28 protein-coding genes are annotated in these 26,706 nt (G+C 58.1%); 8 read left to right on the plus strand and 20 right to left on the minus strand.

The window, feature by feature from the left end; translation table 11 throughout:
* Window positions 1-48: 48 nt before the first annotated feature.
* Both J5M58_RS09760 and J5M58_RS09765 read right to left on the minus strand, forming a co-directional pair.
* On the minus strand, window positions 49-405 hold the full coding sequence (locus J5M58_RS09760) for a cupin domain-containing protein (protein WP_207878013.1): 357 nt from the start codon (window positions 403-405) through the stop codon (window positions 49-51).
* Window positions 402-995, minus strand: a complete 594-nt coding sequence (locus J5M58_RS09765; protein WP_243432278.1) for an N-acetyltransferase — start codon at window positions 993-995, stop codon at window positions 402-404. Before J5M58_RS09765 ends, J5M58_RS09760 begins: the two co-directional genes overlap by 4 nt.
* 463 nt (window positions 996-1,458) lie before the next feature.
* Between J5M58_RS09765 and J5M58_RS09770 the strand changes: the two genes are divergently transcribed.
* Window positions 1,459-2,079, plus strand: a complete 621-nt coding sequence (locus J5M58_RS09770) for a LysE family translocator (RefSeq protein ID WP_133973368.1) — start codon at window positions 1,459-1,461, stop codon at window positions 2,077-2,079.
* 543 nt (window positions 2,080-2,622) lie between these two features.
* Window positions 2,623-3,243, plus strand: a complete 621-nt coding sequence (locus J5M58_RS09775) for a tyrosine-type recombinase/integrase (protein ID WP_112253789.1) — start codon at window positions 2,623-2,625, stop codon at window positions 3,241-3,243.
* A 125-nt stretch (window positions 3,244-3,368) separates the two neighbouring features.
* Here J5M58_RS09775 and J5M58_RS09780 read toward each other — a convergent pair whose 3' ends face one another.
* From J5M58_RS09780 to J5M58_RS09795, 4 genes are all read right to left on the minus strand, one after another.
* A complete protein-coding gene (locus J5M58_RS09780) occupies window positions 3,369-4,277 on the minus strand; it encodes an AraC family transcriptional regulator (protein ID WP_112253790.1) in 909 nt (302 codons plus the stop codon).
* A 135-nt stretch (window positions 4,278-4,412) separates the two neighbouring features.
* Window positions 4,413-4,931 (minus strand): phage infection protein, encoded by a 519-nt coding sequence (locus J5M58_RS09785; protein WP_207878015.1) that lies wholly within the window; start codon window positions 4,929-4,931, stop codon window positions 4,413-4,415.
* Between the two features lie 247 nt (window positions 4,932-5,178).
* The gene (locus tag J5M58_RS09790; protein WP_112253811.1) at window positions 5,179-6,102 is read right to left on the minus strand and encodes an NADP-dependent oxidoreductase; all 924 of its coding nucleotides are present in this window, start codon (window positions 6,100-6,102) and stop codon (window positions 5,179-5,181) included.
* 59 nt (window positions 6,103-6,161) lie between these two features.
* Window positions 6,162-6,593, minus strand: a complete 432-nt coding sequence (locus tag J5M58_RS09795; RefSeq protein WP_112253812.1) for a DoxX family protein — start codon at window positions 6,591-6,593, stop codon at window positions 6,162-6,164.
* Window positions 6,594-6,890: 297 nt separating this feature from the next.
* Between J5M58_RS09795 and J5M58_RS09800 the strand changes: the two genes are divergently transcribed.
* From J5M58_RS09800 to J5M58_RS09810, 3 genes are all read left to right on the plus strand, one after another.
* Window positions 6,891-7,628: an SDR family oxidoreductase gene (locus tag J5M58_RS09800; RefSeq protein WP_112253813.1), complete on the plus strand. Its 738-nt coding sequence runs from the start codon at window positions 6,891-6,893 to the stop codon at window positions 7,626-7,628.
* 28 nt (window positions 7,629-7,656) lie between these two features.
* Entirely contained in the window at window positions 7,657-7,911 is a 255-nt protein-coding gene (locus J5M58_RS09805) for an Atu4866 domain-containing protein (protein WP_112253814.1), read from the plus strand.
* Between the two features lie 208 nt (window positions 7,912-8,119).
* Entirely contained in the window at window positions 8,120-9,019 is a 900-nt protein-coding gene (locus J5M58_RS09810; protein WP_112253815.1) for an AraC family transcriptional regulator, read from the plus strand.
* Between the two features lie 17 nt (window positions 9,020-9,036).
* Here J5M58_RS09810 and J5M58_RS09815 read toward each other — a convergent pair whose 3' ends face one another.
* From J5M58_RS09815 to J5M58_RS09865, 11 genes are all read right to left on the minus strand, one after another.
* Complete coding sequence (locus tag J5M58_RS09815; RefSeq protein ID WP_112253816.1) at window positions 9,037-9,594, minus strand: flavin reductase family protein; 558 nt, start codon at window positions 9,592-9,594, stop codon at window positions 9,037-9,039.
* Window positions 9,595-9,673: 79 nt separating this feature from the next.
* Window positions 9,674-10,435 (minus strand): SDR family NAD(P)-dependent oxidoreductase, encoded by a 762-nt coding sequence (locus tag J5M58_RS09820; RefSeq protein WP_207878017.1) that lies wholly within the window; start codon window positions 10,433-10,435, stop codon window positions 9,674-9,676.
* 132 nt (window positions 10,436-10,567) lie between these two features.
* Window positions 10,568-10,984, minus strand: a complete 417-nt coding sequence (locus tag J5M58_RS09825) for a nuclear transport factor 2 family protein (protein WP_112253818.1) — start codon at window positions 10,982-10,984, stop codon at window positions 10,568-10,570.
* 146 nt (window positions 10,985-11,130) lie between these two features.
* Window positions 11,131-12,036: a LysR family transcriptional regulator gene (locus tag J5M58_RS09830; protein WP_112253819.1), complete on the minus strand. Its 906-nt coding sequence runs from the start codon at window positions 12,034-12,036 to the stop codon at window positions 11,131-11,133.
* Between the two features lie 398 nt (window positions 12,037-12,434).
* Window positions 12,435-12,953: a GNAT family N-acetyltransferase gene (locus J5M58_RS09835; RefSeq protein WP_112253820.1), complete on the minus strand. Its 519-nt coding sequence runs from the start codon at window positions 12,951-12,953 to the stop codon at window positions 12,435-12,437.
* Between the two features lie 174 nt (window positions 12,954-13,127).
* Window positions 13,128-13,613 (minus strand): DUF2165 domain-containing protein, encoded by a 486-nt coding sequence (locus tag J5M58_RS09840; protein ID WP_207878019.1) that lies wholly within the window; start codon window positions 13,611-13,613, stop codon window positions 13,128-13,130.
* A 184-nt stretch (window positions 13,614-13,797) separates the two neighbouring features.
* Window positions 13,798-14,343, minus strand: coding sequence for a GNAT family N-acetyltransferase (locus J5M58_RS09845; protein ID WP_207878020.1), 546 nt, complete (start codon window positions 14,341-14,343; stop codon window positions 13,798-13,800).
* 105 nt (window positions 14,344-14,448) lie between these two features.
* The gene (locus J5M58_RS09850) at window positions 14,449-16,887 is read right to left on the minus strand and encodes a TonB-dependent receptor (RefSeq protein ID WP_207878021.1); all 2,439 of its coding nucleotides are present in this window, start codon (window positions 16,885-16,887) and stop codon (window positions 14,449-14,451) included.
* Between the two features lie 77 nt (window positions 16,888-16,964).
* Window positions 16,965-17,801, minus strand: a complete 837-nt coding sequence (locus tag J5M58_RS09855; protein ID WP_112253824.1) for a FecR family protein — start codon at window positions 17,799-17,801, stop codon at window positions 16,965-16,967.
* The gene (locus J5M58_RS09860; RefSeq protein ID WP_207878022.1) at window positions 17,798-18,322 is read right to left on the minus strand and encodes an RNA polymerase sigma factor; all 525 of its coding nucleotides are present in this window, start codon (window positions 18,320-18,322) and stop codon (window positions 17,798-17,800) included. The genes J5M58_RS09855 and J5M58_RS09860 overlap by 4 nt, the downstream gene beginning before the upstream one ends.
* Before the next feature lie 92 nt (window positions 18,323-18,414).
* Window positions 18,415-18,801, minus strand: coding sequence for a MerR family transcriptional regulator (locus J5M58_RS09865; protein WP_112253826.1), 387 nt, complete (start codon window positions 18,799-18,801; stop codon window positions 18,415-18,417).
* Window positions 18,802-18,874: 73 nt separating this feature from the next.
* Here J5M58_RS09865 and J5M58_RS09870 point away from each other — a divergent pair, with 73 nt between their 5' ends.
* The 3 genes from J5M58_RS09870 (at window position 18,875) to J5M58_RS09880 (ending at window position 22,571) form a co-directional block, all read left to right on the plus strand.
* Entirely contained in the window at window positions 18,875-19,975 is a 1,101-nt protein-coding gene (locus J5M58_RS09870; protein ID WP_207878024.1) for an SDR family oxidoreductase, read from the plus strand.
* A 161-nt stretch (window positions 19,976-20,136) separates the two neighbouring features.
* Window positions 20,137-21,648: a sensor domain-containing diguanylate cyclase gene (locus J5M58_RS09875; protein ID WP_207878026.1), complete on the plus strand. Its 1,512-nt coding sequence runs from the start codon at window positions 20,137-20,139 to the stop codon at window positions 21,646-21,648.
* 23 nt (window positions 21,649-21,671) lie between these two features.
* A complete protein-coding gene (locus J5M58_RS09880; RefSeq protein ID WP_112253829.1) occupies window positions 21,672-22,571 on the plus strand; it encodes a DMT family transporter in 900 nt (299 codons plus the stop codon).
* Window positions 22,572-22,619: 48 nt separating this feature from the next.
* Here the strand turns inward: J5M58_RS09880 and J5M58_RS09885 are convergent, their stop codons facing one another.
* The 3 genes from J5M58_RS09885 to dctA form a co-directional block, all read right to left on the minus strand.
* A complete protein-coding gene (locus J5M58_RS09885) occupies window positions 22,620-23,873 on the minus strand; it encodes an OprD family porin (RefSeq protein ID WP_207878028.1) in 1,254 nt (417 codons plus the stop codon).
* A 58-nt stretch (window positions 23,874-23,931) separates the two neighbouring features.
* Window positions 23,932-25,236 carry a CitMHS family transporter gene (locus J5M58_RS09890; RefSeq protein ID WP_112253831.1) on the minus strand — a complete coding sequence of 435 codons (1,305 nt, stop codon included), beginning with the start codon at window positions 25,234-25,236 and terminating at the stop codon, window positions 23,932-23,934.
* Between the two features lie 123 nt (window positions 25,237-25,359).
* Window positions 25,360-26,673, minus strand: a complete 1,314-nt coding sequence (dctA, locus tag J5M58_RS09895; protein WP_112253832.1) for a C4-dicarboxylate transporter DctA — start codon at window positions 26,671-26,673, stop codon at window positions 25,360-25,362.
* Window positions 26,674-26,706: the final 33 nt, after the last annotated feature.

Genomic DNA, 26,706 nt, shown 5'->3' on the forward strand with positions numbered 1-26,706 from the left:
ACCGGTGCGGCTTGGCCGCATTGGTCGTGGTTGCGTGCCTCGCGCCTACTATGCGTGCAAGAGGATCACGAAGTTCTTTTTCATGTCTTCCAGCACGGTCCATTTGCCCTTGGCGCCCGGTTCGATGATGAACGTGTCGCCAGCGGCCAGTGTTACGGGGGCGCAACCCTCAAGCTCGATGACGCAGCGTCCACTCAGGACATGGCAGAACTCCCAGACTTTGTAGTCGATGCGCCACGCTCCGGTGCTGGCTTGCCATTCTCCGGAAATGCGACCTTGCTGTTCATCGTGATAGTACTTGGACGTCAGCGTATGAGGGGTGCCTTCCACGACCTCTTCAAAAAAGGGCAGGTCGCGCACCGGTTGGATATCCAGTTCGCGGAACACGGTCAGTTTCTTGTTCATGGTTTTTTCTCGAGCACGTTGTGGGTAGGGCGATACATCAAATAGGCTTCACCGGTTACGCCCAGCATCGGGTGCGGAACGATCTGGCAGGTTTTAACAATCTGAAAACCGTGACGTTCGTAGAAGCGGCGTGCACCGTGGTTTTCTGCATAATCGATCAGGCATAGCCCATCCAGGCCAGAGTCCTCGGCGCGCTGCTGGGCGTGGCGAAGAAACTGGACGCCCAGCCCCTGGCTGCGCCACGCCTCATCCAGGGCCAGGCTGGAAATGTACAAGGTGTCGGGTATTTCCATGTCGGAATAAGGTGCGAGGACCGGGTCTGTCTCGACAGGTCTGTCAGGTGTCTCGCGCAAGGCATAGCTGTGCATCATGCCGATTACGCGCCCTTCGGAAGTGGCCATCAGGCAGTTCTTGTAGGAAAAGTCGCCCTGTTCCCTGGCATAGCGAGACGCCCCGACACTCAGCAACGCTTCTCCAGGTGCGGCAAGCTTGCTCCATATGTAATCGGCCATGCCTTCCGATGTCAGTTGAAAGAAGCGCGCGATGTCTTGCGCGTCCGAGGCTTGAGCGGGTCTGAAATCGACAGGCATGTACAGTGCTCCCATGGGATCGGGTGGTCAGTTTTCAAGGATTACGCCTTTGACTGGGTGGCAGAGTAGCCGGATTGAACGGCTCCCATCATGCTCCAGGCGAACACCGTCAGCACGGCGAGCGACGCTGTCCCACCCTCGAAGTCACGTGGGGACGGTCTTTGCCCAGCATGTTTCGAAAATCACCAGCCATCAGGCATGCGCTGTACCTGTGGGAGCCGCGCTTGCCGGCGATGGGCCGCGAAGCGGCCCCGGTTACAGATGTTCGCTATGGGTCGAAAGCGGCGATTCAATTGGTCAGCCGCTTCTCCATCGGCTGATAGACCAACCCGGCAATTTCGCCCACTCCCCTTGCCAACGCAAAACCGTAACGTTCATAAGCTGCTACCGAAGGAGATGCGACTTTCAACAGGCAGCTTTTGAGGTTAACTTCCCTTCAAAATCACGCCGAGGCCATCTCCCTATGTCAATTGCTGACAACCTTCTTGCGTTCACCTTCGCAGCAACGCTGTTAACACTGACGCCCGGCCTCGACACTGCTTTGATATTGAGAACGGCCACCGTGGAAGGAAAGCAGCAGGCTTTTCGCGCCGCGCTGGGCATCAACACAGGTTGCTTGCTGTGGGGCGCCGCTGTGGCATTTGGACTAGGCGCACTGATTGCCGTATCAGAGTTGGCGTTCAACGTCTTGAAATACTGCGGTGCCGCCTATTTAGCCTGGCTCGGGCTGAATATGCTTTTACGTCCGCGTAAATCATTGTCGCCTGTCCAAGCGGCAGCAAAGCCAAGCCGTGACTGGTTCCTGAAGGGAGTGATGGGAAATATCCTCAATCCCAAGATTGGTATTTTCTACGTCTCTTTCTTGCCCCAATTCATTCCCCAAGGCCAGCCATTGATTACTTGGACGTTCGGCTTGGTAAGTATTCACGTGGTAATCGGGTTGCTATGGTCAATTATTCTGATCGCCGCAACCCAACCGCTGGCCGGTATATTGCGGCGTGAGAAGGTGGTTGCGTGGATGGATCGTGCAACAGGAATGCTCTTCGTTCTTTTTGCTGCTCGTCTCGCCTTCAGTAAACGTTAAGCCATTCAGTAAGGCGCCGGTGTATTGCCCGGAGGTTTACCCATGAACAACCTTCCGCGAAGGACAGCAATGGGGTGGATCGCGACCGTCCACCGTATCGAGTTCCCCTGACGCGAGGACAACCCATGAGCCAGCTCCCACAGGAATTTCATTAGACTTCAGACATGCGCTGTACCTGTGGGAGCCGCGCTTGCCGGCGATGGGCCGCGAAGCGGCCCCGGTTACAGATGACCTCTTCGGGTTGATAGCGGTCAGCTCGCGAATGGCTGTCAATGGCCCTTGGCTACAGACGGCAAACGGCAGCATTCGGCCCGAAGCGGACACTTGAGAATAACCGGCTTCGTGAGTGCGACACACACTCTGTGGGAGCGGGTTTACCCGCGAAGCAGGCGCCGCGGTGGATGGCACCGGCTGTGCCGGTGTTCGCGGGTGAACCCGCTCCCACAAAGTCCGCTGTAAGACGCAACGTCGGCTATGGGTCGGTTAGCGACCGTCCACCGTATCGAGTTCACCCTTGTCCTCTTCTAACGCGGAGGACAATCCATGAAAACCGCTGCTACCTACACCCATCGCCCGTGGAACAAGGGAAAACTAATCGGGCAGAAAGCCCCGCTCCGACTTAAAGATATCTGGGCCATCCGGGTAAGGCTCCAGATCGCGGAGAAATCTAGGGATCTAGCGTTGTTCAACTTGGCCATCGACAGCAAGCTGCGAGCCTGCGACTTGACCAAGCTTCGTGTACGAGACGTAGCCCATGGAGAGCATGTGTCGTCACGAGCGATCGTAATGCAGCAGAAGACTCATCATCCAGTGCAATTTGAGATCACCGAGCAAACACGTATGGCTTTGGAAGCCTGGATGCATCAGGCTCACCTCCGTAGCGAGGACTGTCTGTTTCCGAGTCGGCTACATGGTTCAGATCATCTCTCCACTAGGCAATACGCTCGAATAGTGAAAGCCTGGGTGACAGCCATTGGCCTTGATCCAGCGCTGTACGGCACCCACACGCTGCGGCGAACGAAAGCCTCATTGATCTATCGCAGAACCAAGAATCTGAGGGCAGTGCAACTCCTGCTTGGCCATACGAAGCTTGAAAGCACCGTCAGATATCTGGGGATTGAGGTCGACGATGCCTTGGAGATGGCAGAGCAGACGGAGGTCTGACCATCCAAAGCGACGGTCGAGGGTAGACCGTCGCTAACCGACCCATAGCAGCCGATAAGTTGCCGCAGCACCTTCTGCTCGGCGTCTGCCATCAGGGTTGTTTTAGCCGAGCCCTCAGCAGCACCTTACCCGAAAGACCGAAGCTTCGCGATATCTCGGCTCGGTGGGGCCCCAAACATCCGGCTGTATTCACGGCTGAACTGTGAGGGACTTTCATAGCCCACCTTGAATCCGGCTGTAGAAACATCCAGACCCTCTGAGATCATCAACCTGCGTGCATGCTGCAGGCGAAGTTGTTTTTGATACTGCAAAGGACTCATTGCGGTGACAGCCTTGAATCGATGGTGAAGCGTCGAGTTACTCAGATTGACATAGCTCGCTAGCTCATCAATGTGCAACGGCTCTGCATAATTGTTGTTCAGCCACTCAATGGCCCGAGTAACGCGATGGGTCTGGCTATCGGTTATGGCTATCTCATGTAAACGCTGACCCTGCTGGCCTTTCAGCAGCCGGTAGAAAATTTCTCTGAGTGCTAGCGGCGCCAACGCAGGTATATCCGATGGCACATCCAACAGACGTACCAATCGCAGCATTGCATCGAGCAAGGAGCTATCGATCTTATCCAGATATAGCCCTCGGTGGGGCTGTTGGCTCGGAACGCCGATAGGACTGACGTCTGCAATTAGCTGAGCTATTTCTGCCGGGTCAATATCCAGGCGGATGCAGAAATAGGGCTTTTCTGAGGATGCCTCTGTCACTTGACCCGCGAGAGGTAGGGTTACCGAGACGACCAGATAGTTCAAAGGGTCGTAGACGTAGCTTTCTTCCCACAGCTGCACCTGTTTACGGCCCTGCACAACGATACATAGCCCCGGCTTATGTACAGTGTGGATCACATCGGTTGGAGCATCACTGCGTATGAAATGCAGCGGAGCAATCCCCGTCTCAAACACGCCGTAGGTGGGAGCATAACGATGCATGGTTGATGCTAGCTCGGCTCTCAGACGCGTCAGCTCTTCGTCCCTATCATCCATTGCCATTACCTCCCGTTAGGCTTGTTCTATTGCAGAGAATAAATTGGTCCGCAGCCTTTTGGATAGATGCTAATGGACACCCTTCAAATGCAAGAGCCCGGCAGGCCGGGCTCTCGGTAGGATGGGCTATATACGTCAGGCATAGGTGACGCAATCTGTATCGAATTTAGCCACTCTACGGGCATTAAGAGGTTCCGCACCATCTTCAGCCACACGGCGATCATTCAGGCGATCCGAACCATCCTCAGCCACACGGCGGTCATTCAGGCGATCCGAACCATCCTCGGACACGCGGCGGTCATTGAGACGATCCCCACCACCCTCGGCCACGCGGCGGTCATTGAGACGATCCCCGCCACCCTCGGCCACGCGGCGGTCATTGAGACGATCCCCACCACCTTCAGCCACACGGCAGTCATTCAGCCGATCAGCACCACCCTCAGCCACACGGCGGTCATTAAGGCGATCCGCACCACCTTCAGCCACACGGCGGTCATTAAGGCGACCCGCACCACCCTCCGCCACAAGGGGAGCCATCACTTCTTTGCAGGTCCGATCGGTCCAACCACCAATTTCTTTGGCTGGCAGTGCCATCGAACCTGCGCTGAGAGCAGACAAGGCGATTCCAATCATCATGGTATGTACAGTTTTCATGACAGCGACTCCGTAATTTGCGATGGATTCGTTGCCGGTTGTCAGTGCAAAGCGTGACGTGGATTCCTGTTTTTTGCAGGCTCGGTCGCTCTGATGGCCGGCGGCAGTAGCGGGCTCGCTTTCTGCTTGGGCTTAGATTACGGCGGCGATAAGCAGGCCGTTATTTGGTTCCTGCGAGGCTTTTGCATATTTCTGCACAGGGCCGCCTTCTGGCAGATTTACTCGAGCGCAGGGCCTTCGAGGTTAATCACCGATTCACATCGAACACCAGTTTGCCGCGAGTATGTCCTCCACGGCTTAGCATCAAAGCCTCAGCCGCGTTGGAAAGCGGAACGACCTCAACCTCGGCGTGTAGCTTCTTCTCAGCAAACAATTTCGCTATAACCGCTAACTGGCGCCCATCCGACCGGGTTGCGAAGTTTTTGCCGACTACGCCGTACTCAAGAGCTTTCTGCGCGTTGGGTGTGCTGACAGGCGAGACTAACGCCCCACCGCGCTTGATCACCGTCCAGGACCGATCCTGAGTTTCTCCGCCGATCAGATCAATCACCATATCGACATTGCTGACGAGGTTCTCGAACTGTTGTGCGGTGTAATCAATGAACTGATGGGCGCCGAGTGATCGGAGGTAGTCTCGGTTTCTGGCCGAGCCCGTTGCCACTACATGAGCGCCGGCCAGCCGTGCTAACTGGACCGCGAAACTACCCACCCCTCCTGCGGCACCGTGAATCAAAACAGTCTGGCCTGGCTTGATTTCGGCGTGTTCGTGCAGCGCCTGCCAAGCAGTAAGCGCTGCGGCAGGAATTCCACCGGCGTGAAGAAGTGATAGCCCATCGGGTTTGTGCGCAAGCCTATCGGGCGTTGCAAGAGCCTGAGTGGCGTAACCACCGACTATTCCAATGAATCCGAACACCTCATCACCCACAGCGTATTCATGAATATTCTTTCCAACAGCTGCAATGGTGCCAGCAACCTCGACACCCGGCGTATAGGGGAAGGACATTGGGATGAACTGCTTCATGGCCCCCGAGAGAATTTTCCAGTCGATCGGATTGATTCCGCTCCCAGCAACGTCAATCAGAACCTGATCATCGTTGGGCACCAGCTCTTCAAGCTCTATCAGTTCAAGCCGCTCAACCTGACCGTACTCTGCCACTTGTATAGCTTTCATGAACTTCCCCGTCTGTAGGTAATGGTTTATCTAAGTCGATGGTTGACAGCGCGCGTCAGTTAATGGCGACGCGAATCCAAGCTGAAGCGGCCTGCGCCGTAGGCCACGATCTGCAGCAAACCGCCGGCCATCGCGATGTTCTTGAAGAAGTGAATGAATTGATTTTGATCGGCCAGAGCACTGTGGAAGATCACCGCGGTGAGGACACTGAAAAGCGCCAAACCTGCTGCGACAACACGGGTCTTATAGCCGGCGACTAGAGCTACACCGCCGGCTATTTCCACAAGAATGGCAAGCGTCAGCGCTAAGGAAGGAAACGGCAGACCCACTGAACTGATGTAGCCGATCATCATGGCCGGCGCGTTTACCTTGGATATGCCGGAGAGGATGAAGATCGCGCTCAGAAAAACGCGACCTACTAGTGCGGCGGCACCAGCTGTCGCAGCCGAAGGATGAGAGGCTGAGCTTGAAACGGTGGTGGCGTGAGGCATGGCATACGTTCCTTAATGTACGCATTCCGGAATGGAACGCTGGTAGGAGTAAGTTTGGAACAGCCTCACATAACTGAATAGCCGGTTAATTTCTTGGTTTATGTTCGATTAAATTGAAAAGTATCTTCCCTTTTGCCCACTGATAACGCGATGACCTCCAACCCCGACCACTAACGCAGGATCGTGCATGTTGGCCATAGGAATGGGATAACCCAGCCCAACTCAGGCTTCTTACTCTTGCTTCACCACCTGCCTGTCGGCGGTGGCCCCTCAAGCCAGAAACAGGAGTACGAAAAAATGCACGGCATCGAACAAAAAGTCATCGTGATAACCGGCGCCAGCAGTGGTATCGGCGAAGCAACAGCCCGCCTGCTAGCCAGCAAAGGCGCTCGCGTGGTCCTGGGCGCCCGCCGCACCGATCGCCTGGGAACTCTGGCCAAGGAGATTCGTTCAGCAGGCGGTATCGCTGATGTCCTGGCGCTGGATGTCACCAACCTGGATGACATGCAGTCCTTTATAGACTTCGCTGTCGAACTGCACGGACGCGTCGACGTGCTGATCAACAATGCCGGCGTCATGCCGCTTTCGAAACTCGAAGCGCTCAAGGTAGATGAGTGGAATCGGATGATCGATGTGAACATTCGCGGGGTCCTGCACGGCATTGCCGCAACGCTGCCGCTCATGCAAGAACAGCGCGCCGGTCAGATCATCAATATTGCCTCGATCGGAGCCTACGCGGTGAGCCCGACCGCTGCTGTGTACTGCGCTACCAAATATGCCGTACGAGCCATTTCCGAAGGTTTGCGCCAAGAGGTGGGGGGTGACATCCGGGTCACCGTCATCGCCCCAGGCGTCACCGAGTCCGAACTGGCCGACAGCATTTCCGATGAGGGCGGGCGGGCCGAGATGCGCGAGTTTCGCAAAATCGCGATTCCTGCCTCGGCGATTGCCCGGGCGATCGCCTACGCCGTAGAACAGCCTGCGGATGTCGATGTCAGCGAACTCATCGTGCGTCCAACCGCAAGTCCATTCTGAATGTCGGGTCGACAGCGAGGAAAATGCCATGGGTGAACCATCTGGAGATCAGGACAAATACGTTGGCATGTGGGTGACGGCTGACGGACGCATTCGCCATGAGCTCTTGCCTGGCGGCCGCTATGACGAAGCCCGCGGAGGGCAACAAAGCGCGTACCAAGGTCGATACTGGCTAGAGGGTGATCACATCGAGTATGTGGATGACAGCGGATTTACTGCCGACGGGGAGTTTCGTAGCAACGTGCTGTATCACGCAGGGATGATTCTATATCCCGAGCGTTGAAGGCCCGGCCGGAATGGAGACATTCCGGCTTTTTTTCGACCTTTACCTTTCAGAACACGCATCCAGAGCGGGTTCTTTACATCCCCAAACGGGTCCGCGATGGGCCTTCACCATTGAAAGCCTAGGCTTGAACTTCAAGTCCACCCTGTGAGACCAATGTCCGAGGTGGCTCGTTTGAGCAGGCGTACTGACTGAGGCGACGATTCCCATGGATGTCATAGAGCGGACTTCAGCCCATGGTTTGGAGGCTTACATTCGGGGTGAGCGGCTTGCCGCCTCGGACGTCCTGGCCGACAGGGATATGTTGGTGCAGATCTTTAACCGGGAGCGTAAAGAAGAGAGCTTTATCGTGCCCGCCGTAGCTGAGCCCTTGCTCGTGTGGATCATCTCCGGGAATGCTGCCGTTCAGGAGCGTGAGCTTGACGGCGACTGGCAATGTAGCCAAGTGTCCAAAGGTGATTTCTTCTTGACTACTTCGGCACGGCCTTACGAGATGCGCTGGAACGTAGACGGTGTAGAACCATTTGAAGTCATGCATATCTACCTCGGCATCCCGCTTTTGGAAAAAGCCATCCATGAGGTCTTGGGCGGGTCTGTGGAAGCGGTTCGACTACGTGAAGTCTCAGGCGGGCGTGACGATGGGTTGTCCGTTCTACTGGAGCAAGTTCGCCTGGAGCTGACGGGGCACAGGGCTAGTCCTCTTTATCTGCAGGGCCTGGCCCAGTGCATCGCCATTCACCTAGCCCGCAGCTACCTAGACAGCTCAGCGGACGATATCGTGCGCCGCAACGCATTGCCTGCTTACAAGCTGCGCCGCGTGCTGTCGGCGATGGAGGCGAATCTGGCTGAGGATTTCAATCTCGGGCACTTGGCCGAAATAGCTGGGATGAGCGAGTACCACTTCAGCCGGCTGTTCAAAAAAGCCGCTGGTTATTCACCGTCGCAGTTCTTTATCAGACTGAGGATGGCAAGAGCCCGGCAGCTCCTGGTCGAAACGGATCGGAACGTAATCGATATAGGCTTGGAGGTCGGATACAGCAGCCCAAGCCATTTTTCGCAGGTGTTCAAACGTGAGGTTGGCGTCACGCCCACTCAATACCGTAAATAGTGAGTGGGCTACGCCAGTCAGAGGTTCTGCGGACGAAATTGCTGGCGAAAATCCAAGGTTTCCCCAGCCACCATGAATTGACCGCCTCCCCTGTAGTGCAGCGTTCTGGGCTGCTTCACGGAGCGATCTACGTGCGCTTTGACGACTTCCCAAATGAACAAGCCGTAATCGCCAATCAGCTTCGAGTCGTACAGCTGGCATTCGAAGCTGGCATAACATTCGGCTATCAGCGGCGCTGCAACCCGCGTCGCCGCTGTCGCGGTAAGTCCGAATTCACCAAACTTGTCTACGTCACTGCCCGTACTGTTGCCCACCGCGACTACCTGGTCCGCCAGCTCCAGGGTGGGTACGTTAATCACACATCCCTGGCTGTTGCGGATCAGTTCGTAGCTGTGGTTCCCCGACCAGATGTAGCAGCCAAAAAGGGCTGGATCGAACTGCATCATCATGTGCCATCCCATGGTCATGATGTTGCTCTCGCCCTTCCAGGCTGAGGTCACGAGGACGATGGGCCCGGTTTCCAGATGCTGGCGAACGTCGATGAGGGGAAAGTCGGATTTTCGAGGTGCGGTCATAACGCCTCCGCTGAAAAGGTCTGCTAGCAAGAAAACGCGTTGTGCTGCCAATGCAGCACAACGCGGACAACGCGAAGGATTAACCTACCGGGACGCTCATGCCGCCATCGGCCATGACCACCGAACCGACAATGAAGCTGGCGCGCTCGGAAGCCAGGAAAGAGACAATCTCGGCGATCTCTTCCGGTGCTGCAGCTCGACCGATCGGCGCGGACTTGCCATGCTCTTGTAGGAACCCACGACCGTCTTCCATGAAGTGGTTCAACAGGTTGGTAACCACATCTCCCACGCCAATGGCATTGACCCGAATGCCATGCTCAATCGCTTCCAGCGCCTGGGTACGAGTCAACTGTGCCAAGGCGCCTTTGGACGCGGTATAGGCCGCGATACCGGGAAATGCGAAGTAGGACGCGTACGAGGCGATGTTCACGATCGCGCCGCTCTTGTTCTTCATCATCTCCTTCATCGCCTCTCGGGAATGAAGAAAGGCCCCCGTAACGTTGGTTTGCATCTGCCATTCCCAATCTTCACGGGTCATTTCGACGAGGGGCTTGTATAGGATGCGACCGGCGTTATTGACCAAGACGTCCAGCTTGCCAAACTTCTCTACCGCCAACGCCACCGCTTGCTCGGCAGAACCGTCAACGGTGATATCGGCGATGAAAGGAACCAGGCCGGGACGCTCAAGGGCGTTGACTTTCGGGTCGATATCCTCGGCGATGACTTTCGCTCCACGGCTGTGAAGGAGCTCGGCGATGGCCTTCCCGATGCCGCTAGCCGCGCCGGTTACCAGCACCACTTTGCCTGCCACTTCATTTGGGGTTGGGATGAAGTCAGTCATTTTGATGTCTCCAAGTCAGGAATTGGTTGTCGCTTTCGACGGTCCCAATCTCTCTCTTTTTGACATCCGACTCCTTGGCGACCTTGCTTTGCCTGTCGGAGTTTTGCTTCTTTCGTGTACTAGGCAGGGGCGCTAGCCCGGCATCACAACGGGGGAGTCCAAGGCGTAAGATGCCTGGACAGGATCGAAGTACTCACGAATATGCGTCAGCTTTCCCTCAGAAACGCTAACGAAAAGGACATATTCTTGTGAGTAGGTTTTACCCGTCTCAGTGATGATCCCCTGCGCCTTGACTTGCGCGACGGCGGACAGTGAATCAGCGAATTGCTGAATACGTATATCGTGGAATCGAAACGATTCAACCGCTCCGACAAACCAGGCGACGTGATTGAGCACTTGCTCGCGGCCGACCAGCTTTTCCGGGTGACCGAGACTCGGGGCGAAGGGCAGCTCCCAGACGATGTCTGGGGCGATTAGGGATTTCCATTTTTCATGGTTATCAACAAACGTTTCGAAATGGTGTTTGAGAAGCTCGGCTGCCGAATACATAGGTTCACCTCGTGGTACCGGAAAATTGTGACCATTGAGGCCAGGCACCGAAGCGCAGGTCTGGTCTATGAGCACAGCCTAACAGGGGGCTACCTGGCTAAAAACCAGAAGAATATCGAATGTTTTATTCGACTTATTCGACAAGTCTAGAGAGCTTCGGCTTGCTGACCGAAGCGTTGGATGAGCCATAGACCAGCCGGCCCAGGCGGCGAATCAGTAAGGTAAATAGCGTCAAACGCGTAAGAGCCGCCTTTGCAATCGGGCAGGTCGAGATGGATAAGATGTCCCGAATTGAGGTCCGCTTGGACCATAGGTAAGGGCATGTTGCCCCAGCCAATGCCTTCCTTAAGTAGCATATGTTTTGCGCCTAAGTCCGCAAGCCGCCAGGTGCGGGGGCTTACTACGGCAAAATCTCTGTCCCCGGTAAGCGTTGAGCGATCTGACAACACCAATTGGACGTGATTTCTTGCCGCCCCAGGCTCGTTGCGGCCGGCGAGGGCGAGTGGGTGGGCCGGGGCTGCAACGGGTACTAACTCAACACTGCCTACGCCGACACGCTCAAGGCCATCCCTCCCCGTATCCAGGGGCCCACTGATCCCAATGCCGGCTTTTTTCTCAAGTACTAGTTGCGTGACCGCCCCGAGCGCTTCCATGTGTAGATGCAAAGCCACGGTTGGGAACACCTGCCTAAAAGTACTAAGCGCGTCGACGACCCGCTCCGCTGGCAGCATTACATCCAGAACAAGATGCACCTCTGCTTCGAGACCATGCAGCAGTCCAGACACCTTCGATCGCAGCCCGTTGACCCCGTTGATGATGGTTCGTGCTTCGGCCAATACTGTACGGCCAGCCTCTGTCAGCTGTGGTTTACGTGTCGTCTTGCGGTCAAAAAGTGATACGCCGAGCTGCACCTCCAGATTGGAAATGGCATAGCTCACTACTGACGTTGCACGATGCAATTTCCTTGCAGCGCCAGCGAAGCTTCCCACTTCTACGACCGTCAAGAGAACTTTCAGCTGGTCTAGAGTTGGTGTACCGGGGTCTGAGATCATTTTACCAGCTCGGCATATTGGATTGAGGCATGCTATTTGGGACGCGTCACTATGTCGACAGGTGAGTCGATCCTCGGCCGATGATGGTTGAAGCGCCTGTCGTTCTACTGAGGCCATGAGCGGCAGCTATGGGTCGAAGGCAGCCGTTCGCGAATGGCTGCAACCGGCCCGAAGCGGACACTTGAGAATAACCGGCTTCGTGAGTGCGACACACACTCTGTGGGAGCGGGTTTACCCGCGAAGCAGGCGCCGCGGTGGATGGCACCGGCTGTGCCGGTGTTCGCGGGTGAACCCGCTCCCACAAAGTCCGCTGTAAGACGCAACGTCGGCTATGGGTCGTTAGCGGTCAGTCGCGAATGGCTGCTAACGCCCATGGCTGCCTTTCGCGGCCAGCAGCTTCAACCCAGCGATGATTGGCTTGGCTCCGCCTCCTCCTGCTTGAAAATACGCAATCCACGCGCCTGATAATTTTGCAGTGCGGCAGGATGGTCAAATGTGCAGGTGTGTACCCATACCCGCTCTGTACCATGCCATTCCCACGCAGATCGAACAGCGTGGCTCAATAGCGCTCCGCCGAATCCACACCCCAGAAACTGAGGCGCCAAGCCAAAGTAGCGGATTTCGCAGTTACGGCCGTCAGGGCGATAAAGCTCGTAATAGCCGGCTATCGCACCACGGTGATAGGCAACCCAGGTACGGTGGCACTCCTGTTCAACCAGCGCCTGCCATTGGGAACTACTCCAGCTATCAAGATCGCCCCACTCCCAGGGCGTTCCTACCAGCTTGTAGAGAAACCGATTGAATTCCGCCTGAGGCACTTCACATTCGATGATCTGGAGGTCGTGACGCTGTGGCTTTTCCTTCAACTCGGAAGCCGAGGTCATTTCCAGGTAATAAGTGATGCAAGACCGTTCCATCGTAGACTCCCTGCGTCTTCCCGCTAGCGATCAGACAAGCATGCCAGCTACGGCTCGACCGCGGCTACAGCAGATGTCTGCTTCGGCTAGAAAGCAGTCCTATCAACGCTGACCCTACGCTCATCGTCTTCAGCTGTTGCTCCTTCCTGGCATCCTGCAAGTGTCCATCGCCCATCAACTCCACCGGACATTGAGTACGACGAAGTGCAGCAGGATCCAGACCATCAGCAGCAGATGGGTCAGTTGCAACCCCTCCTGACGGATCCAGTAGCCGAACCATATCCCGCCCAGCAACATGGCGAGCAGGAACCCGAGCGCCGCGCTCAAGGCCAGGTTCAGCCAGGGCAGCGAAGCTTCCAGGCCGGCGCCAAGCACCAGTTCATAGCACCCGACCCAGGCAGTGAGCACGGCAGCTGCCTGTATCAGCACGATGATCGCCAAGGCCAGGCGATGGAGGGAGGGAGAGGTCATCGCTCGCCCCAGCAGAGGGAAGCTGATTGCGGGAGGTTGGGCCAGCGGCGCCATCGACATGGTCGCCCCGATCGCCCCGGCCGAGCTGGCGAAGGCATGAAGGTTGTTGATCAGGCTGATGCTCAGCCACAGGCTCAAGCCAATGCAGCAGGTTATCTGGAAAATCAGCAGTGAAGTCGAAGCGTCCATTCCTGGTCCTTTGCGAGTTCGTTTCCGGAAGCAGCGAGAGAGTCCGGACGACACTCTAAAACCTTGACTTAACTTGAGGTCAAGACCGGGCTGCCGCGGTAATGAGCAAGTTCATGTGCGCTCTCCTTGGCTTCGCCATTTGTTGGTGCCATTTGGCCTGGAGCACGCAGAGCAACAAGCCTCGTCATGGTTCGAGCATCAAGCCAAAGCGGGTGATCGCAAGTGGTTCACTGTCCTCTTCAACGACGCGCTGGCTTGCAGCCTGCGAAGTGAAACCGTGCTTGAGGTAAAAGCGTGTGGCGCGCTCGTTGCCATCGAGTACCCATGCGCAGACCTGCCGATATCCGCTGCTCCTTATCGCCTGCAGGGCCTCTGCCCACAGCGCCGTACCTATACCCCGCGCCCAGAAGACCGGGTCCAGGTAGATCGCCATCAGTTCGGCAGTGCATTGGGCAGCGTCAAGATCGCGGCTAGGGCCGAAGGAAACCCAGCCAACCACCTGCCCATTCAATTCGGCTACGCGAATGGAAGGATTGCCAGATTCGATTGCCTGCCTCAGGAATCCCACACGGCGTTCCACACTGCTGTCCAGGGCGCTCAGGTAACGGCTCGACAACAGCCCTTCATAGGCGCTCTGCCAGCTGCGAACGTGAAGGAGGGCAATGGCAGCGGCATCAGCGCTGACGGGCTTGCGAACAAGGAGCTCGGGTAACAGGCTGACGTGATCCATGTGATCAGACCTCAAAGGAGTATTCAACACAGTTATTGCACCTGCCATGCCACCAGGCATAAATGGCCACCGGGCTCGATAACGACCCGGTGGTTGCTCACCACCTTACCAATCGTGCGTATAACTGGCAGTCAACACGGTGCCTGGTGCCGGCAAGTGGCTGGTGTTGTTGTTATTGCGCAGCAATTGGCTGTAGAGCGGGTAATAGTCGCGGTTGAACAGGTTTTGAATGCCGACGCTTACCTTGTCGTCAGCGGAAATCTGGTACTGGCTGACCAGGTCCACTGTCGTATAGGTACTCACCTGATGCCGACCAAAGCTGTCCACCCCATCGAGCCTGTAGTCCTTGCTATCGAAGAACGTGGCTTGCAAGCGGTTGCTCCAATCCAGGGTCGGCTTGTACTGAACGTAGGCGGTCAGCTTCAGGGGCGGGACGCGATAGCCGGTCATGTCCTGCCAAGCTTTGCCGTCCGGTTTTTCTCGCCCGCGCATCCAGGTCGCACTCCCCCCTGCGCCCCACACCGCATCATCCGATAGCCAATCGGCACTGGCTTCGGCACCGTAGATACGCTCCTTGGTGCGGGTCAGAATCAGGCCATTGTTGAAACTTTGCACGTCCCCCAGTTTGGAGGTGGTGTAGAACAGCGCCAAGGTACCGAGGGTGTTGCTGCCTAGCTCTCCTCGCCAGCCAAGCTCATAGTTGTTGGTTTTGACCGGTTCCAGGTTCGATGCGTCGATGTCGAAACCACGGCGCGCATTGCGCAACTGAATGCCCACGTCAGGCAATTGGAAGCCCTGGCTGAAGGAGGCGTAGATTTCCTGGCCGAGTACCGGTGAGTAGACGATGCCCAGGTTCGACAGCACCGCATCGTAATGAATGTCGCCACCCTTCACTGCGACCGGGGAGGCAGCCGCGGATTCGGACAACGGGATGAAGTCATCGAATTCGGCGGTGGAGTACTCGTAGCGCAGGCCGCCGTCGACAGACCAATGCTCATCGAAGCGATGCTGTAGCTGGGCGAACGCACCGGCGCTTCGCGTCCTCAGCGGGGGCATGTAGGTGAGCTTGCCGATCTTGTCGAATACCAGGCCGCCACTGCCGTCATAAGCCGCAGGGTCGAAGACATCGAGCGGCATGTCGCTGCGCTCCTGGTTATAGTCGCCCCCCCACACCAGCTCGGTACTGCCGCTTTCGCCAAGTGGCGTGCGCAGGGTCAGGCGGCTGCCGAAGACCTCACTGTTCTGCATGATCTGGTCGACGTTGCCGCCGCGGGTGGCAACGGCCCGGGCGTCGAACGGGGTAAAACGGGTGAAGTAGTCCCGGTAGTACATCTGGGCAGAAAGCCGGCTTCCGAGAATGTCGAGATTCTCGTACTCCAGGTTCACCAGCGTGTTGCGAATGCGGTTCTGTTCGTCGAGATCCAGCCCTTTGATCGCATTGGCCGGCACGGAGCCTGCGGGGAGCCTGGCGACGCTTGGGTCGGTTGCGTAGTCGGTGTCCTGGCGGGCGTCGTAGTGGCTGACTGCGAGCTGGATTCGCTGGTCTTCGTCGATGTGCAGCCCCAGCTTGCCGCCAATGTTGTAGATGTTCGAATCGAACAGGTCGCCTTGGCTGGGCTCCGGGGCGATCCGGTCGCCGTGCGCATCGTACGAGGCACCGATGTGGCGGGTACCGAAGTCGAACGAGTAGTCCACCGCGCCCTGAGAGCCTGCGAAATATTGCTGGAACTGGCCACCCAGGCCATCGCTGCCCAGGCGGGTAAGTGGCGAGGTGGCGCTCAGGCTGGTTTCGGCACGGTTTTCGCCACCTGCAGGCCGTGTGGTGATGGATATGATGCCCCCCGTGGCGCCGCTGCCGTAGATGGCGCTGCTGCCACGAATGACTTCGACCCGTTCGATCAGTGCCGGGTCGATGTTGGCCAGGTTGCGCGAAGAGTCGCGGTTGGTATTGAGCGGCACCCCGTCAACCATGACCAGCATGCTGCGCCCGCGCAGGGTCTGGCCATACTCGGTGACGGTGCGGCTGGAGTCGGACATGCCGGGAATCGCCTTGGCCAGTACCGTGGCCAGGCTCTCCGAACCCTGGCGCAGTTCCTGCAGTTGTTCATGCTCGAGAACGGTGGATTGCCGCGTTGCGGAAACCAGGCTGCTGCTGGTGCGCGAGGCGGTGATTTCCATCTGCGCCATTTCCACGGGCCCGCTCTGGATTTCCGGGCTTGATGCAGGGGCACCCTGCGCGACGATGACGAACGTGCGCTCATCCTTGGCCTGTACCTGCAAGCCACTGTCCTTGAGCAGCGTTTGAAGTGCTTCCTCGGGTGTGAACCGCCCCTTCAGCGCAGGCGCGTTTCGGCCTGCACCGAGATCGCTGGCAAAGATGATCTGTACCGAAGACTGCTGTGCAAGCGCGTTGATGGCCTCGCCCAACGGTGCGGCGGGGAGATCCACGTTCACCTTTTCCCGGCCCTGGGCCGACATTGCGATGAGCAGGCTACTGGCAAGCAATGACAGGCGTAGCTGGCGACTGCGGAGGGGAAAGAGCACTTCTCGAGTTCCTTTTTATAGGTGGGCTTTTTCAGTAGCCGCCACGAGAATCGAGAAACCCTACCTGCGCCTGAGAATTATTTTGTTATCGGTTTGCGTTGAATCCGGACGCTGCCATCCCCTTGTTGCAGCACGGCGACGGGCAGGATGCTCGGTAGCAAGCCCAGTAGCAGGTCGACATTGTGCGCCTCGAATACCCCTGTCACCTTGAGCGCGGCCAGGCCTGGGTCGCTTAGCTCGATGGGAGCCTTGCGATAATGGCGCAGCAACGACACCGCTTCATCCAGCGGCGTCTGCTCGAACACGATGCGATCATCTTTCCATGCCATCGCCTTGGAAGCGTCGGCCTTCGCAACCGGCATCAGTTGCCCGCCAATCGAGTCGACCTGTTGCCCTGGCTTGAGTGTGACAGGCGCTTGTGCTGCAGTAGCCACGGCGACGTCCACGCGCCCACGGGCCAGGGTCACACGCACCGCGTCGTTATCCAGGCGCCTGACATTGAACAGCGTACCGAGCACCTCGACTTTCGCCAGGCCAGCGGACACCACGAAGGGGCGGTACACGGCCGCGGATACATCGAAAAGGGCCTGCCCTGCGCGCAGATCGACTTCGCGGCTGAGCAGACGCCAACTGATATCGACATGCGTGCCACTGTCGAGCAGCAGCTTGCTGCCATCGCTCAACAGCACAGCGCGCCGCTCGCCAATGGCGGTAGCGAAACGCTCGCTCTTGTAGGCAGGGTTCAGCCAGGCCAGGGCTGCAAAGGCGATCGCGACCGCTAGCGTGATACCGGCGGTCTTTACCGCTTTCGAAGGCGCTGGCCTGGACGGCGGCATGGGGAACAGCTGCTTGAGTTCGTCACGATGGCGCCCCAGAGCCTCGTCCAATGGCGCCTGTTCGGGCTGCTTGGTCATGGATGCACCTCATCGCGCCCAAGCCGTTGCCTGCACGCTGCCAACCCCAGGCGCAGGTGCTTTTCCACAGTCTTGATGGAAATACCGAGGCGAGCGGCTACTTCTGCCTGGGGGATTTCGTGAATCTTGTGCATGACGAAAACAGCCTGGCAGCGAGGTGGGAGGCCTGCGACAGCGTCGACGAGCAGTTGAAACTCGCGCGCGGCGTCATACCTGGTCATCGGGGTGGCGGCCGGGCACGCAACTTCAGGCAGCTCGGAGATTGCCTCTACCCACGCGCCTCGGCGGCGATCGCCACGATAGCGACTCACGGCGGCGTCGTGGGAGATTTTTCGCAGCAGGGCCAGTGGAGTGCGAACGTCTTCTTTCTCGCCGCGCTCAAGCAACTGCACGCACACGTCGTGCACTACATCGCGCGCCATGCCTCTGTCGCCGAAGCGTCGGCGAATGTGGTCCACCAGCTCGTCATAGTGACGTACCAATGTAGACAGCAGCGTCGGTTTGGCGGGATCGAACGACACGATGCATCCTGAATAAGGGGTAGGCCCCGAAACAAGACACAAGTGTAAATGAGAAATAATTGCGAATAAACAAGCTACAGCATCGAGCCATGCTAAATCTTGGGAAGGTGAGGAATGGTCAGCCCGTTGGCAATGGCGCTTTCCTCCAGCTTCGCACGCTCTGTGTCCAAAAAGGCATAGGCGGCTTGCAGCGTGGTGATCTTCGCTTGAATTTCGGCCATCTTGCTGGTCACCAAGGCCGCACCTTGCGCGCAATCGATCGTATTACCCCGCTTGGCCGCAAGGATGTCGCCGATCTCGGCGAGTGAAAAACCGCCGCTCTGGGCACTCTGGATAAAGGCCAGGTCAACCACGGTCTGGTCGCTGTAGCTGCGGTAGTTGTTGGCTTGGCGATGGGCCACGATCAGCCCGAGTTGCTCGTAATAGCGCAATGTATGGCGGCCAACTCCACTCCTGCGCTCCAACTCTCCAACATTCACAGTAAAAATTCCTTGACTGTAGAGTACGCTCGACACTTTAGCCTGCGCCCATCATCCAGACAAGGATTCAGATATGAGCGTGGAATGCTTCGTCACAGGCGGCAGCGGGTTTGTGGGTCAACATCTGTTGGCCCGTCTTACTGCGACAGGGCACAAGACCTGGGTGCTCATGCGCAACCCTGAAAACATCGAGCGCCTCAAAGAGCAGGTAGGCCGACTGGGAGGTAACCCTGCATATATCCATGCAGTCGAAGGAGATATCAGCCGGGAAGAACTTGGACTCAGCGAAGCAGACAAGCAGTGCGTGTCTTCTGCCGCTGTATTCTTCCACCTCGCGGCGCAGTTTACCTGGGGGCTGACAATGGAGCAGGCCCGCGCAGTCAATGTACAAGGGGCGCTGAGAGTCGCCAGGCTCGCGGCGAGCCAGGATATCCGCTTGCTGATGGTGGGCGGTTACATGGTGCAGAATCTTGCCCACCTTGCGAGCATCGGGGTTGATAACGAGTGCCCTGCGAACACCGATTGGCCCGAAGTCTACGGCCGCGTAGGTGGCTACGAGGGCAGCAAGCTGGAGTCCCATTTCGCAGTCATCCGTTACATGCAGGAGGTAGGTGCGGATTACACGATCGTTCATCCTGCTACGGTGTGTGGCCACAGCGAGAGCGGGCACATCCCTGAAGGGCAGCCTCTGGCCGACCTCATTCGCAATCTGGCACTGGGCCGGTTCATGGCTATCCCTGGTTCCGCCAGGCACTGGTTGCCCTTGGTCAGCGTCGATTACCTGGTAAAGATGATGACCTGCGTGGCATTCGACCCTTCGATGGCCAACCGGCAGGTGCTGGCGCTCTACGAGAACACCCCGAACCTGCAGGGAATGCTCGGGCAGTTGGCAAAAACGCTGGATATCAAGGCGCCCCGGCACCATGTACCCATAGGGCTGCTCAGGTGGCTACTGGCGATTCCCGGGCTGGCCACCCGACTCTCGATCAGCGCCGAGTCATTGAACTTCATCCAGACGCAGCGCTTCGACATGAGTGACAGCCAGCAACTGGAACGAAAGTATCAACTGGCACATCCCGATATGGTGCGCACCCTGGAAAAGACCGTGCGCCACGTCCAAGGTTACTTGCCCAATCGTCATGTTCAAACTTCTGAAAACCCTGCCGGAAGATAAGAGACGAGATTTTCCAGAGCGCGTAATTCTGTCGGACATTCCAGCAATTTAGCTGTTATATTATTGCACGTGAACCAGATAGTTACTTCCTGACCTTCCAGTTAGTCAAAGCGTGTCGACGCTCAACTTGGTCTTTAAGGGAAAAAGGCGTGTGAATTGACGTGAAGCGTGACATCCACCTCGTTGTGCTACTGCTATCGGTCATCGGTTGCTCACTCGCCTCGTTGACGCTGTGGAAGGTCATGGCTTCGCGAGAGCGCGCCCTGGAAGACGTCAATGTCCATGGCCTGAACCTGACCCAGGCATTGTCCACCTATTCGGAAGGTATCGTCCGGCAGAGCTCGATGCTGCTGCTCGGCCTTGTCGAGCGCCTGGAAACCGAAGGCGCCGGACCTGCGCAGATCGAACGCCTGAGTGAGCTGGTCAAGCGTCAGCAACCGTTGATGCCGCCAATGAGCGGCATCACGATCTACGCCAGGGATGGACGCTGGCTGATGTCGTCCAACCGTCCGATGCCCGATGGTGCCAACAGCAGCGACCGGGCCTTTTTCATACATCACCGTGACGACCCATCCCGCGACCCCTTCATCGGGCTGCCGATCCGTAGCCGCGTCAACCAGAAATGGGTGATCACCATCAGCCGGCGATTCAACGATGACCACGGCGAGTTTGCCGGCGTCGTTGCCATGACGCTTGGCGTGGAGAACTTCCTGCAGCTTTTCGGCAAACTGGATGTCGGCCATGAGGGGGCCATCGGGCTGGCCTATACCGACGGTTCCATGCTGGTGCGCTACCCGTTTCGGGAACAGGACATGGGGCGCAACTTTTCGAAGTCGCCCATCTTCACCAAGTATCTCGTCGACCAGTCAGCAGGCACTGCATCGTTCACCTCCAGCCTGGACGGCGTGGAGCGCCTCTATGCGTTTCGCAAGAGCGACAAGCTACCCCTGGTGACAACGGTCGCGCTGGGCAAGCAGGAAGCACTCTCGGCCTGGCGGCTCGAGGCGCTGCTGTCGTCGCTGGTGGTCGCTGCGCTGCTGGCATTGATCGGAGCCATTGGCTGGCTGCTGATCCGTGCCATGAGCCGGCGAAGCGCAGTCGAAAACGAACTTCGACTGACCCAACAGCAGTTGCTGGACAGTAACCAACGGCTCGAAAGCCTGGCGATGCACGATGCGCTGACGGGGCTTGCCAACCGGCGCTGCTTCGACGAGACACTGACCCAGGAAATCCGCACGGCCCATCGAAACGGCACCACGCTGGCCTTGCTGATGATCGACATCGACCATTTCAAACGCTACAACGACACCTATGGGCACCCGGCTGGCGATGCCTGTCTGCAGCAGATCGCTTCCCTGCTCTCTTACTGCATCCGCCGCCCTCGCGACCTGCTGGCACGCTACGGGGGTGAGGAAATGGCGGTGATCCTGCCCGATACCGACAACGACGGAGCAGCCGTCGTTGCCAGGCTGATGCTCGAGCGCCTGGCCTTGCAGGCCATCCCTCACCAAGGCAGCCCTTTCGGGCATGTGACCGCCAGTATCGGCATCGCCTGCGCCGATGGAACGGTCCTCGACAACCCGCCATCGCTGATTGAACGCGCCGATCAGGCGCTCTATATCGCCAAGCAGGCGGGCCGCAACCGCCTGCATGTCGACCGGGCAAAGGCATAAAGCCAATGACAAGGAATGTACAAATGCAATCTCATTTCGGCAAAGGCGTACTCTTTGCACTCTGCGCCGCTGCACTGAATGCAACGATCGGTGTACTCAGCAAAGTGTTGATGAACAGTGGGTTCAGCTCCAGCAGCATCGCCCTGATAAAAACAGTCCTCGGCTGCCTGTTGCTGTCAGCATTGCTCCTGTTTCTAAAGCGGCCCCTGCGTACGGCCAAGTGGTTCCATGCCGCCGTTTGCGCATTTCTCGGCATTTTTGTGTTGTTCCACTTTGAAACCTCGGCCTATAGCCATTACGCCGCGGCAGGCGTCGTGGTGATCCTGATGGCAAGCGCGTCCATTTCTTCGATATTGCTGGGACGGATAGTCCTGAAGGACCCTATCACCGCCAACGCGACGGTAGGCGCCGGTTTGACCATAGTTGGCATTGCCGTGATTTTTGGCGCCGACCTGGAACAAGGCTTTACGCTGCAAGGTGCAGTACTCGCTTCGATCGGAGGCTGCGGTTATGGCGCATTTTCGGTTGCCATGAAGCACATGGGCGTTTCCGGGGGGCTGCATTTCACCCGGCAACTATTGTTTTTCGGCAGCCTCTACCTGCTGATGCCGGCAGCAACCGATGGCTTCAACATTGGAGAGCTGTCGCTGGTGGCGGTCATGGCACTGCTGGCGCTGGCCGCGTTGCCGACCATCCTCGGGTTCTTCTGTACCACCAAGGCCATCGAGTACCTGAAACCCTCGCAAGTCCAGGCACTGGAGCTGACCGAACCGCTGTTTGCCGCACTGCTGGCGTTCGTGGTGCTCAACGAAGTACCGCGGGACACGTTGTACCTGGGGGCCGGGCTGATTCTCTTCGGCCTATGCTTCTCCAATGAGCTGATCCGACTGGGCAAGAAAGCGCCACAGCCGTCCAAAGCATGAAACGCATGCGAGCAAGCACCTCGAGGCATGCATGCTCGCACGGCCGCATTACCAGATCGCAATATCGTAGGTCAGGTAGACCCGGTTGCTGTCGCGCCCTCGGGAAAAGTCAGAGCGGTAGACGTAGTTGCGAAGCTTCACACCCAGACCTTTCACAGGCCCGGATTGCACCACGTAGGCAAGCTCCACGTCACGCTCCCACTCGCTGAGCCCGGCATCAGCCGAGCGACCGTTGTCCCCGCTCAGGTACCGCGTCATGAAAGTCAGCCCAGGGACACCGGCCGCTGCAAAGTTGTAGGCATAGCTCGCCATCCAGGTTTTCTCTTCCTCCTCGATGAACTTGCCTATGCCGACATTACTGAACGAGTACACCGTCGCGCCGCTGATGTATGGCAACCCAGCCTCGCCGTCGAGAATCTGGTAACCGGCGCCGAAGGTGTGCCCGGAATGAGCGTAGGACAGCTGCCCACTGAACATGTCGTTATCGATCTGACCGCCATGAGCGGCCCCGCTGTCGCGGCTCTTGAAATAGCGCAAGTCGGTGGTCAACACACCGCCGGCCAACGGCAGGTCGTGGACCAGGCCTAAGTAGTCCTGACGATAGAAGTGTTCGAGCTGGCCGTGGAAATAGCTCAAGCGCAGTTGCTTGCTGGCGGCATAGTCGGCCCCGGCAAAACTGAAATCGCCAGACTCGCTGCCACTGTAACCATCCAGGAACAGGCCGGTGCTGTCGGAGGAGTCCCGCTGCTTGAAGCGGTCCAGGTGGCCGGCGGTCAGGGTCAGGCCATCGACATCGGTACTGGTCAGTTGCGTGCCCTGGTAGGTCTGCGGCAATAAACGCGCATCGTTGTAGACCAGCACCGGTGTCTTCGGCAGCAAGGTGCCATGCTTGACCACGGTCTGCCCCAGTCGCGCCTTGGCCGTCACCCCGGCACTGGCGAACTCGTCCGCGGCACGGCCATCGTCATGCACCGGCAGCAAGCCGGTACCGCTGCGTCCGCGGCCCGAGTCGAGCCTTACGCCTACAAGCCCCAGGGCATCCAGCCCCAGACCCAGCGGGCCTTGAGTGAACCCTGACTGGTAGTCGAGCAGGAAACCCTGTGCCCATTCCACCCGCTCGCTCTTTGCATTTGCAGCAGCGCGGGCGCTCATGCCTTGTTCGTCGCGGAAGTTTTCGTTGAAGTAAACGTTGCGCAGCTGCAGCTTGAGCTTGCCGTCGTCGATGAATCCGGCAGCGCCGGCCACAGGCAGCCAGCCGCAGAGCAGGCCACAGGTGGCCCCACGGAAAACAGTTCGGGACATGTTCGATACTCTGTTGTTGTTCTTGGATGAGGTGGGCGCCAGCAGCGCCCGAGGCAGATCAGACGAAGAAGGACAAGGCACCCGTGAGCAAGGCCAGTGCGGTGATGACCAGTGATGTCAGTACCGCCCATTTCACGGTCGCCTTCTGGAAGTCGCCAATGTCGCGATCGACCATGCCCACCAATAGCAAGGTCGAGGCCACCAGAGGGCTCATCAGGTGCACCGGCTGCCCCAACACCGAGGCGCGGGCGATTTCAACCGGGTCGATGCCGTAGGCAGCCGCAGCGTTGGCAAGGATCGGCACCACGCCAAAGTAGTAAGCGTCGTTGGACAGTACGAAGGTCAGTGGCATGCTGGTCAGCGCCACCACCAGCGGGAACCAGTGGCTCCACGCCTCCGGGATCCAGTCGACCAGCGTCTGCGCCAGCGCATCGACCATCTTGGTACCGGAGAAGATCCCGGCGAAGATGCCTGCGGCGAATACCAGCAGTACCACGGTCATGGCGTTGCCCGAATGGGCGAGGATGCGCTCTTTCTGCAGGTCCAGCTGCGGGTAGTTGATCATCAGCGCCAGCACGAAACCGATCATGAACAACAATGCGGAGTGCATGACGCCCATCACCAGCGCCACCATGACGGCAATCACCAACACCAGGTTCACGTACGCCAGGCGTGGGCGCTTATGCGGGTTGTCGCCGAGGATTTCCTTGATGTAGCAGTTGCCGCCACCCGACTCCAGGGCGATGTTGCCGATGCGGCGGCGCTCGGCACGGCCCAGCAGGTAGGCGGTGAATACCACCCAGGCGGCACCGCCGATCACGGTCGGCAGCATCGGGATGAAATACTCGGTGGCATCCAGCCCAAGCGCGGCGATGGCCCGGGTGGCCGGCCCACCCCAAGGGCTCATGCCACTCATGATGCTCAACGACAGCATGGACACCGTGGCCAGGATCATCGGGTTCATGCCAATGCGCTTGTACAGCGGCAGCATGGCCGCGCAGGTAATCATATAGGTAGTGGTGCCGTCACCGTCGAGTGCCACCAGCAGCGACAGCAGCGCCGTACCGATGGCGATCTTGACTGGGTCGCCATTGACGCGCTTGAGGATCTTGCGGATCAGCGGGTCGAACAGGCCGGCATCGATCATCAGGCCGAAGAACAGGATGGCGAACAGCAACAAGGCCGCCGAGGGCGCCACCATTTTCAGGCCATCGAGCATCATCTTGCCCAGTTCGGGGGCGAAGCCGCCGATCACTGCGAAGACGATGGGTACCACAGTGAGCGCAACGATTGGCGACAAGCGTTTGCTCATGATCAGGTAGGTGAAGGTCACCACCATGATCAGGCCCAGGAGTGCGAGCATGGTCTTTTCTCTTGTTTTTATTCTATTGCGGCCATCGGCAAGGCAGACGGCCCCCTACCCCACTCGGCATCGCTGGGATGCTGAGTGGGATTCTAAGTCAACAATGGGTGTGGAAGAGGCTTTTCAGCCGTGATGACGAGGCTCGGCAGACCAGTCGGCCTGCGCACTATCCGCCTTGTCCGGTACAGCCGGAATGCCGTTCAGGCGGCGCAGCAAGGTTTCCCGTTCACAGGCATTCTCCGACAGCGAGATCACCACGGTGGCCACGGCGTTGCTGGCCAGGCTGGTCAGGGCACGCGCCTCGGACATGAAGCGATCGATGCCGATCAGCAAGGCAAGCCCTGCCAACGGGATGTCGTGAATGACAGTCAAGGTCGAGGCCAGCGCAACGAAGCCACTACCGGTCACACCCGCTGCGCCTTTTGACGACAACAGCATGATCGCCAGCATCGTCACCGTCTGACCCAGGCTCAGGTCGATGTTGCAGGCTTGAGCGATGAAGACCGCCGCCAACGACAGGTAGATGGCAGTTCCGTCGAGGTTGAAGGAATAGCCGGTTGGCAGCACCAACCCGACCACACCTTTCTTGCAGCCCAGTTTCTCCAGTTTTTCCAGCATGCGTGGCAGCACGGGCTCGGTGGACGAGGTGCCAAGCACCACCAGAAATTCCTCGCGGAAGTAGCGCAGCAGCTTCCACAGGCTGAAGCCGTGGGCACGGCAGATACCACCGAGCACCACCAGGACGAAAAACGCACAGGCGATGTAGAGCGTACCGACCAGCTTGGCCAATGCTCCCAGGGACGTCACGCCGTACTGCCCGACGGTGAAGGCCAAGGCACCGAAGGCACCGACCGGGGCGAAGCGCATCAGGTAGCCGAAGATGCGAAACACCATGGTCGAGGCAGACTCCAGCACATCGAGTACCGGCTTGCCCTTCTCGCCCATCGACGACAGGGCAAAACCGCTGAGCACCGCGATGAACAGCACCGGCAATACTTCACCCTTGTTGAACGCCCCGATGAACGTGTCGGGAATGATATGCATGAAGAAGTCGACCACGCTCAGCTTCGCCGCAGACGCGGCGTACTGGCCGAGCCCCTCGGTGCTTAGCGTGGCCGGGTCGATGTTCATGCCGACACCAGGTCGGAACAGGTACACCGCTGCCAGGCCGATCATCAGGCTGATGACGGTCAATACCAGAAACAGCAGCAAGGTCTTGCTCATCAAACGCCCCAGGGAGCGCTTGTCGGTCATTCCGGCAATGCCGGTGACGATGGTGCAGAAGACCACCGGCGCAATCATCATCTTGATCAGCTTGATGAACGCATCACCCAGCGGCTTGAGCGCAACGGCCTGTTGCGCCCAGAAGTGACCGACCACCACGCCCAGCAGGACGGCGCAGAGGATCTGGAAGTACAGCGATTTGGCGAGTCTCATGAGGCATCACCCATTGTTGAAATTGTGCGGATG

This window comes from Pseudomonas sp. 32_A (assembly GCF_017490905.1).
GTDB lineage: Bacteria > Pseudomonadota > Gammaproteobacteria > Pseudomonadales > Pseudomonadaceae > Aquipseudomonas > Aquipseudomonas inefficax.

Excerpts from the sequence above, each read along its gene's own strand:
- J5M58_RS09760 (WP_207878013.1), bottom strand. The coding sequence starts at position 405 with ATGAACAAGAAACTGACCGTGTTCCGCGAACTGGATATCCAACCGGTG.
- J5M58_RS09765 (WP_243432278.1), bottom strand. The coding sequence starts at position 995 with ATGCCTGTCGATTTCAGACCCGCTCAAGCCTCGGACGCGCAAGACATC.
- J5M58_RS09770 (WP_133973368.1), top strand. The coding sequence starts at position 1,459 with ATGTCAATTGCTGACAACCTTCTTGCGTTCACCTTCGCAGCAACGCTG.
- J5M58_RS09775 (WP_112253789.1), top strand. The coding sequence starts at position 2,623 with ATGAAAACCGCTGCTACCTACACCCATCGCCCGTGGAACAAGGGAAAA.
- J5M58_RS09780 (WP_112253790.1), bottom strand. The coding sequence starts at position 4,277 with ATGGATGATAGGGACGAAGAGCTGACGCGTCTGAGAGCCGAGCTAGCA.
- J5M58_RS09785 (WP_207878015.1), bottom strand. The coding sequence starts at position 4,931 with ATGAAAACTGTACATACCATGATGATTGGAATCGCCTTGTCTGCTCTC.
- J5M58_RS09790 (WP_112253811.1), bottom strand. The coding sequence starts at position 6,102 with ATGAAAGCTATACAAGTGGCAGAGTACGGTCAGGTTGAGCGGCTTGAA.
- J5M58_RS09795 (WP_112253812.1), bottom strand. The coding sequence starts at position 6,593 with ATGCCTCACGCCACCACCGTTTCAAGCTCAGCCTCTCATCCTTCGGCT.
- J5M58_RS09800 (WP_112253813.1), top strand. The coding sequence starts at position 6,891 with ATGCACGGCATCGAACAAAAAGTCATCGTGATAACCGGCGCCAGCAGT.
- J5M58_RS09805 (WP_112253814.1), top strand. The coding sequence starts at position 7,657 with ATGGGTGAACCATCTGGAGATCAGGACAAATACGTTGGCATGTGGGTG.
- J5M58_RS09810 (WP_112253815.1), top strand. The coding sequence starts at position 8,120 with ATGGATGTCATAGAGCGGACTTCAGCCCATGGTTTGGAGGCTTACATT.
- J5M58_RS09815 (WP_112253816.1), bottom strand. The coding sequence starts at position 9,594 with ATGACCGCACCTCGAAAATCCGACTTTCCCCTCATCGACGTTCGCCAG.
- J5M58_RS09820 (WP_207878017.1), bottom strand. The coding sequence starts at position 10,435 with ATGACTGACTTCATCCCAACCCCAAATGAAGTGGCAGGCAAAGTGGTG.
- J5M58_RS09825 (WP_112253818.1), bottom strand. The coding sequence starts at position 10,984 with ATGTATTCGGCAGCCGAGCTTCTCAAACACCATTTCGAAACGTTTGTT.
- J5M58_RS09830 (WP_112253819.1), bottom strand. The coding sequence starts at position 12,036 with ATGATCTCAGACCCCGGTACACCAACTCTAGACCAGCTGAAAGTTCTC.
- J5M58_RS09835 (WP_112253820.1), bottom strand. The coding sequence starts at position 12,953 with ATGGAACGGTCTTGCATCACTTATTACCTGGAAATGACCTCGGCTTCC.
- J5M58_RS09840 (WP_207878019.1), bottom strand. The coding sequence starts at position 13,613 with ATGGACGCTTCGACTTCACTGCTGATTTTCCAGATAACCTGCTGCATT.
- J5M58_RS09845 (WP_207878020.1), bottom strand. The coding sequence starts at position 14,343 with ATGGATCACGTCAGCCTGTTACCCGAGCTCCTTGTTCGCAAGCCCGTC.
- J5M58_RS09855 (WP_112253824.1), bottom strand. The coding sequence starts at position 17,801 with ATGACCAAGCAGCCCGAACAGGCGCCATTGGACGAGGCTCTGGGGCGC.
- J5M58_RS09870 (WP_207878024.1), top strand. The coding sequence starts at position 18,875 with ATGAGCGTGGAATGCTTCGTCACAGGCGGCAGCGGGTTTGTGGGTCAA.
- J5M58_RS09880 (WP_112253829.1), top strand. The coding sequence starts at position 21,672 with ATGCAATCTCATTTCGGCAAAGGCGTACTCTTTGCACTCTGCGCCGCT.
- J5M58_RS09885 (WP_207878028.1), bottom strand. The coding sequence starts at position 23,873 with ATGTCCCGAACTGTTTTCCGTGGGGCCACCTGTGGCCTGCTCTGCGGC.
- J5M58_RS09890 (WP_112253831.1), bottom strand. The coding sequence starts at position 25,236 with ATGCTCGCACTCCTGGGCCTGATCATGGTGGTGACCTTCACCTACCTG.
- dctA (WP_112253832.1), bottom strand. The coding sequence starts at position 26,673 with ATGAGACTCGCCAAATCGCTGTACTTCCAGATCCTCTGCGCCGTCCTG.